Genomic DNA, 5,500 nt, shown 5'->3' with positions numbered 1-5,500 from the left:
TCAACGCTTTCCGGGCGTTTTTGGGCCTAAAATGGGCCCAAACCCGGAGGTTATATTCTCTCTGTTCCGACCCAGTTTTTCCGGTTCTGGGTCAGATTTTGGGTCAGGCACGCATAGCATAAAACTCTTTTCTGTCATTCGGATCACAAAATCCTGCTCATCCTCGTCCGCTGTTGTGAAGTCGATGTTGTAACGGCTGCAGGTCTTCTGAAAATGCAGGATATAAACCAAATCTGTTTGGCTATGTGTGTCGAGATCAATGAAAAACGAACCTTTTGGTTTAGGTAGAGCTGCCTTTCAACGCCGCAAGATCGATCTTGTAAATTTTGGCCGGACGACCGCGCAAATTGATCTGGCGGTTGTATTGCACAGTAGCGAGCCCCCCGGCCTCCAGTTTGGAGAGGATGCGTGAGGCGCTACGGGTAGTAATGTTCAGGAAGAAGGCCAGTTCTTCTGAGGAAAGCGTGCTTTCTCCCTTTTTGGTGAGCACGGAGAGAATCTTGCTTAAATACAGCGGGGTGATCCCGACCTGCTCCCCTAAGTTTGTCAGAGCCTCACTGGGGGCATCACTGTATATAATTCGGCGGCTGCTGGAGAGCGGGCCAATCATTACATTGTCATCTATGGCAATAAATGCCGCGGAGTTTTTGCACATGGTTGCCTCTTTCACGGCCCGCTGGGCATTCCGGTGGGCATCGATCACGTTTCCGGCGCAGCCCCAGCCGACGTAGATGGGGAAGGTAAGACCTCCATCCAGATAAGCGGTGACCGGGCATGTCGTATACTGCTGGGTCAAATCTTTCAGCACCGATTGATTGACCGTGATTTCATAGCGGTCATTTTGCTCATAGATCAGAAACGGCATGCCAAGCTGCCGGTTACAGGCTTGGATCCGATTGTAAAACGCCTTTTGCTGGTCCGTACTTAAAACCTGTGTTGAAAGGATCAGACCAATACAGGCGGCGTTGTCCTTTGCCGAGGTATCCAGCTGCACGATGAGTCCCCGAAAGGTTTCCTCCATGGATTCCGGTGCTGGCATAAGGTAATGGTGGCGGATCTGATGGTCCCGAAAGTAGGTCTCCATGCTGGCAAAGCGAGTCACTAGAAGGTCCACGGTCCCGCTGTCCCACAGGACTTTATAGTACTGCTGCAGCGGCTTATACCAGTCCGCCGCATCCACATTGGCCCAATCAATAGGCGCTGTGCCGAGGAGAGGCTGATCGGCTCGCTGAAAAATAGAATAAAAGTCCACCGGAAATTCCGGACGGTCAAAATAAACCCTTGAAAAATCGAGCCCTGGATTTTGAACCGCCAGCTGTGCTACCAGCTTATAGTAGTCGCGATCGGAAATATTGAAGTAGGCGTGAGGGATCTCATCTACGGCGGGAAACTGCTTCCGAATGACGTTATAAGGATATGAACCGCTAAATAGCAGAGCATCGAATTTATCTCCGTTTTGCTCATAGAGGAATCTTAAGTGCTCCGGCGATGTATAGGGAAGGTAGGTAATATTGGCACACCGACGCATCTCTGCATCAATCTGCATGATCTGCCGAAGCGACTGCTCATTAGTCAGAATTCCTATTGAATACATAATCGCTCCTGATTGTTCTCTTTTTTCACTATTATAGCGAAAACAGGTTAGGAACTCAAGCCTTTTTCCAGGGAAACAAATCAAAACAGCATGGTAAGGGACAAAGAAACTTTCTCCGCTCAATCATTCTGTTCGTTCAATGAAAGTTGTTCTTTACTATAAATTTTGGAATATCTAATCATTATTCCGCTTTTTATATGAATTTCCCTTGACTTTCGATATGCAGATCAAGTATACTCCAACCGTAAGGTCTGAAATATGTCGATAATTAGACATATAGTAGATACAAAATGTCTTTAATATGCGATTGAAATTAGTCATGGAAGGAGACATCGCTATGAAGGGAAAAAAGAGACAAGCGCTGGCGGCAATTGAGACGCGCCGGGAGCAGTTGGGCAATTTGAGCGATTCCTTGTGGGATCACCCGGAGGTGGGGTATCACGAAACCTTTGCTGCACAAACTTTGGCCCAAGCCCTGGAACAGGAGGGGTTTCAAGTACAGCGCGGCTTAGCGGGAATTCAAACCGCGTTTTCCGGAACCTTTGGCTCCGGGGGCCCGGTCATCGGATTTCTAGGCGAGTTTGACGCCCTCCCAGGACTCAGTCAGAAAGCGGATTGCACTGTACAGGCTCCCGTGCAGGAGGGGAATCCGGGACATGGCTGCGGACACAACCTCCTGGGTGTAGGCTCCCTGGCTGCGGCGATTGCAGTGAAACAATATCTCCAGGAGAATCAGATTCCAGGCACTGTGAAATTCTTCGGCTGCCCGGCGGAAGAGGGCGGCTCTGGCAAGGGTTTTATGGCTCGGGCCGGAGTATTTGATGGGCTGGATCTTGCATTCAGCTGGCATCCAGGCGAAGTGAACAGCGTATCCACCGAGAGTACCATGGCAAATTACCAGATCAGCTATCAGTTTCAAGGAGTGGCTTCCCATGCGGCCATGTCTCCGGAACTGGGACGCAGCGCCCTGGATGCCCTGGAACTGATGAACGTGGGAGTTCAGTTCCTGCGGGAACATGTTCCGTTGGAGACCCGGATTCACTATGCGATTACGGACCCCGGCGGCTCCGCCCCTGGCATCGTTCAGCCGCACGCAGAGGCAATCTATCTTCTGCGCGCTGTCCATTTGCCCCAGGTGCGTGAATTATACCAGCGGGTCAATAAAATCGCGCAAGGTGCGGCTATGATGACGGAAACGTCTGTTGTCATTACTTTCATCAAAGCCTGTTCCAATGTCATCATCAATTCTGAGTTGAACCGGGTGATGCAGCAAAACCTGGAAGAGATTCCGCCCGCCGATTTTGATGAAGGGGATCTGGAACTGGCAAGACGTGTCCAAGGAACGCTAACCCCATCCAAATCCTACTTTGAAACCCTATATGAAGAGATAACCGATCCAGAGGAGCGGGCAAAGCTGGAGCAGGACATTCACGCCCCCATTCACCGGGCTGTTATGCCATTAGCCCAGGAGCGGCAGGGATTTGTCTCGTCAGATGTGGGAGATGTGAGCTGGAATTGCCCTGTAGCACAGATCAACGCGGCCACGGCGCCGGCCGGAATTGCCATGCACTCCTGGCAGATGGTTTCCGTGGGAAAATCTCCGATGGCCAAAAAGGGGATGCTGTACGCCGCAAAGGTAATGGCGGGTTCTGCTATAGATGCACTGGAGGATCCGACGATTATTCAGCGAGCTAAGGAAGAACATAAGTTTCGTACCGGTGGACGTCCCTATGAGTCTCCTATACCGCCGGATGTAATGCCGAGAATTCTGTAATTGCTGCGATTTGTTTAAACGGGTCACATTGCTAGCAGGGTATTTCAAGCTATCGATAAATAGTAGAGGAGGAGACTGAAATGACTCAACAGATGATCATTTGTTTCGTAATTTTTGTTGTTATGATCATCCTGTTCTTTACGAACAAAATACCCATGTCGTTTACCGCGCTAGGCGTCATGGTTGTACTGGTCCTGTTTGGCTGCGTGGATGCCGGCACCGCCATCGGGACCTTCGGCAGCAACACAGTCATCACGATGGCTTCTATGTTTGTAGTCGCGGCCGGTTTAGCGCGTACGCAGATGATCAACAAAATCACCAAGCTGCTTTATAAGGTAACAGATGGTTCATTTACCAAAATACTGGCCTCCTATGTCGTCATCACCTGTATTCTAGGTCAGTTTGTCCCAAGCATTGTGGCTCTTTTCGCACTGGTCCAGCCTTTGGCACAGAATATGTGCGACCGAATGAATATCAGTCCTTCAAAAATGATGTTCCCTCTGGCCATCGCCTCGGTTTCCACCAGTTTTATCGTGGAACCGATCGGCCCCTATGCTGCCTGGTATGTGACGCAAAACGGTTATATGGAGTCCTACGGCTGGACCGCAACTCAACTTAACATGTGGAGCGAGACACTGGTATTTCTGCCGGTCGGTATCCTGACGGTATTGATGGCAATCTTTGTGGTTCCCCGCTTTTTGCCGGATGAACCGGACCGGCCGATTGCGGCCATTCAGGGGCGAAAGATGAAGGAGCAGGCCCCTTTGAGTCCGGTGCGCGAATTCCTGGGCTATGGTGTATTCGTTCTTGTTATTATTGGCCTGATGCTGGGCTTTACCTCCTGGCAGGTCACCATGGCTGGTGCCATTGTTTTGGTCGCCTCAGGCGTGCTGACCGAGCGTGAAGCGATCGACAACCTGAACATAAGTACGGTTCTACTTTACGTAGGTGTGTCTGTCCTCGGCTCCGCCCTGGCGGAGACGGGTGCGGCGGATCTTCTGGGTGAAGGGATCGCAAGCTTGCTCAGCGGCGTAACCAATGGCTACATCATCGGCTTCGCGTTTTATGCAGTCGGTTTCTTGATGACCTCTGTACTATACAACCGTGCGGTTAGCACAGTCCTGGTACCTATCGCAGTCATCACCTGTAACTCTATTGGCTGTGATCCCCGTGGTCCTATTATTCTTTGTGCATTGGCAACGATGTCCTCCGTGGTCACTCCTATGGCTACTGCAGTCGTTCCGATGGCGATGGACGCAGGCGGATATAATGCTAAGACTATTTTTAAAGCTGGCATCATCCCTGGCATCGTCCGTGGAATTGTGGGCACGTTGATTGCAATGACACTCTACCCTATTTGATTCTTGGATAGATATAAGACCCGTTTAAATATTCTATAAATATATAATTGAAACTTAATATACAAATAGGAAGCAGAAGAAGATTCCCGCAACAAAACGCTCCATCTAAGCCTGAACAATAAATAAAAGTTACGGCTCGGTGAACAGCACCCCAATTGTTAGACAGTATGGTATACTACTAACGAATGGGGTGTTGTTTTATGCCAAAAAGGAAAGCAAATAAAAGATACACAGGGGAGTTCAAACAAGAAGTTGTAGAGACGATGATGCGGGAAAAACTAAGCTACCGTGAAGCAGCTCGTCAGTTTGAGATCAATGATCATAACCATGTACGGTATTGGGAGCGCATATATTTGGAAGAAGGTCCAGAAGGGCTGTATATAGAGCGAAGAGGTCGCGGCAGCAAGGGGCGTCCTCCGAAGAAGCTCAAAGCGGAGATTGAAGAAGACTTACTGGCAGAAGTACAGCGGTTGAGAGCGGAGAGTGCATACCTAAAAAAATTGAATGCCTTGGTTGCCGAGAGGGTACGGCAAGAGAGAAAGCAAAAGTAATATGGGAGCTGAGGCATGAACACAAGTTGTCGCTGTTGCTGGACGTTGCGGTTTTCCTCGCAGCACATATTATTACTACATCAAAAAGGAGAAAGCGCCAGAGAAGTATGCAGAGTTGAAAGAAGAGATCTGCTCCATTGCAGCAGAGAACAAGGGAAGATACGGCTACCGTCGTGTGACACAGGAACTGCGAAACCGTGGATTTCATTACAACCACAAG

At 49.7% G+C, this 5,500-nt stretch carries 4 protein-coding genes and 1 pseudogene; 4 read left to right on the top strand and 1 reads right to left on the bottom strand.

The window, feature by feature from the left end; translation table 11 throughout:
* Window positions 1-280 precede the first annotated feature (280 nt).
* Window positions 281-1,594 (bottom strand): hypothetical protein, encoded by a 1,314-nt coding sequence (locus tag B5F19_RS16290; RefSeq protein WP_087292674.1) that lies wholly within the window; start codon window positions 1,592-1,594, stop codon window positions 281-283.
* A gap of 337 nt (window positions 1,595-1,931) precedes the next feature.
* Here B5F19_RS16290 and B5F19_RS16285 point away from each other — a divergent pair, with 337 nt between their 5' ends.
* The 4 genes and pseudogenes from B5F19_RS16285 to B5F19_RS16270 form a co-directional block, all read left to right on the top strand.
* Entirely contained in the window at window positions 1,932-3,368 is a 1,437-nt protein-coding gene (locus tag B5F19_RS16285; protein ID WP_087292669.1) for a M20 family metallopeptidase, read from the top strand.
* Between the two features lie 80 nt (window positions 3,369-3,448).
* Window positions 3,449-4,729 carry an SLC13 family permease gene (locus B5F19_RS16280; protein WP_087292666.1) on the top strand — a complete coding sequence of 427 codons (1,281 nt, stop codon included), beginning with the start codon at window positions 3,449-3,451 and terminating at the stop codon, window positions 4,727-4,729.
* A gap of 200 nt (window positions 4,730-4,929) precedes the next feature.
* On the top strand, window positions 4,930-5,280 hold the full coding sequence (locus tag B5F19_RS16275; protein WP_087292663.1) for a helix-turn-helix domain-containing protein: 351 nt from the start codon (window positions 4,930-4,932) through the stop codon (window positions 5,278-5,280).
* Between the two features lie 58 nt (window positions 5,281-5,338).
* Window positions 5,339-5,500: pseudogene (locus B5F19_RS16270) on the top strand (IS3 family transposase); the annotation flags it as partial.

It is taken from the genome of Pseudoflavonifractor sp. An184, from assembly GCF_002160305.1.
Taxonomy (GTDB): domain Bacteria; phylum Bacillota; class Clostridia; order Oscillospirales; family Oscillospiraceae; genus Lawsonibacter; species Lawsonibacter pullicola.
This window is presented reverse-complemented; position numbering and strand designations above follow the sequence as displayed.

Bases quoted from the DNA above. Each gene is read 5' to 3' on its own strand.
- B5F19_RS16280 (WP_087292666.1), top strand. From the start codon at position 3,449: ATGACTCAACAGATGATCATTTGTTTCGTAATTTTTGTTGTTATGATC.
- B5F19_RS16275 (WP_087292663.1), top strand. From the start codon at position 4,930: ATGCCAAAAAGGAAAGCAAATAAAAGATACACAGGGGAGTTCAAACAA.
- B5F19_RS16285 (WP_087292669.1), top strand. From the start codon at position 1,932: ATGAAGGGAAAAAAGAGACAAGCGCTGGCGGCAATTGAGACGCGCCGG.
- B5F19_RS16290 (WP_087292674.1), bottom strand. From the start codon at position 1,594: ATGTATTCAATAGGAATTCTGACTAATGAGCAGTCGCTTCGGCAGATC.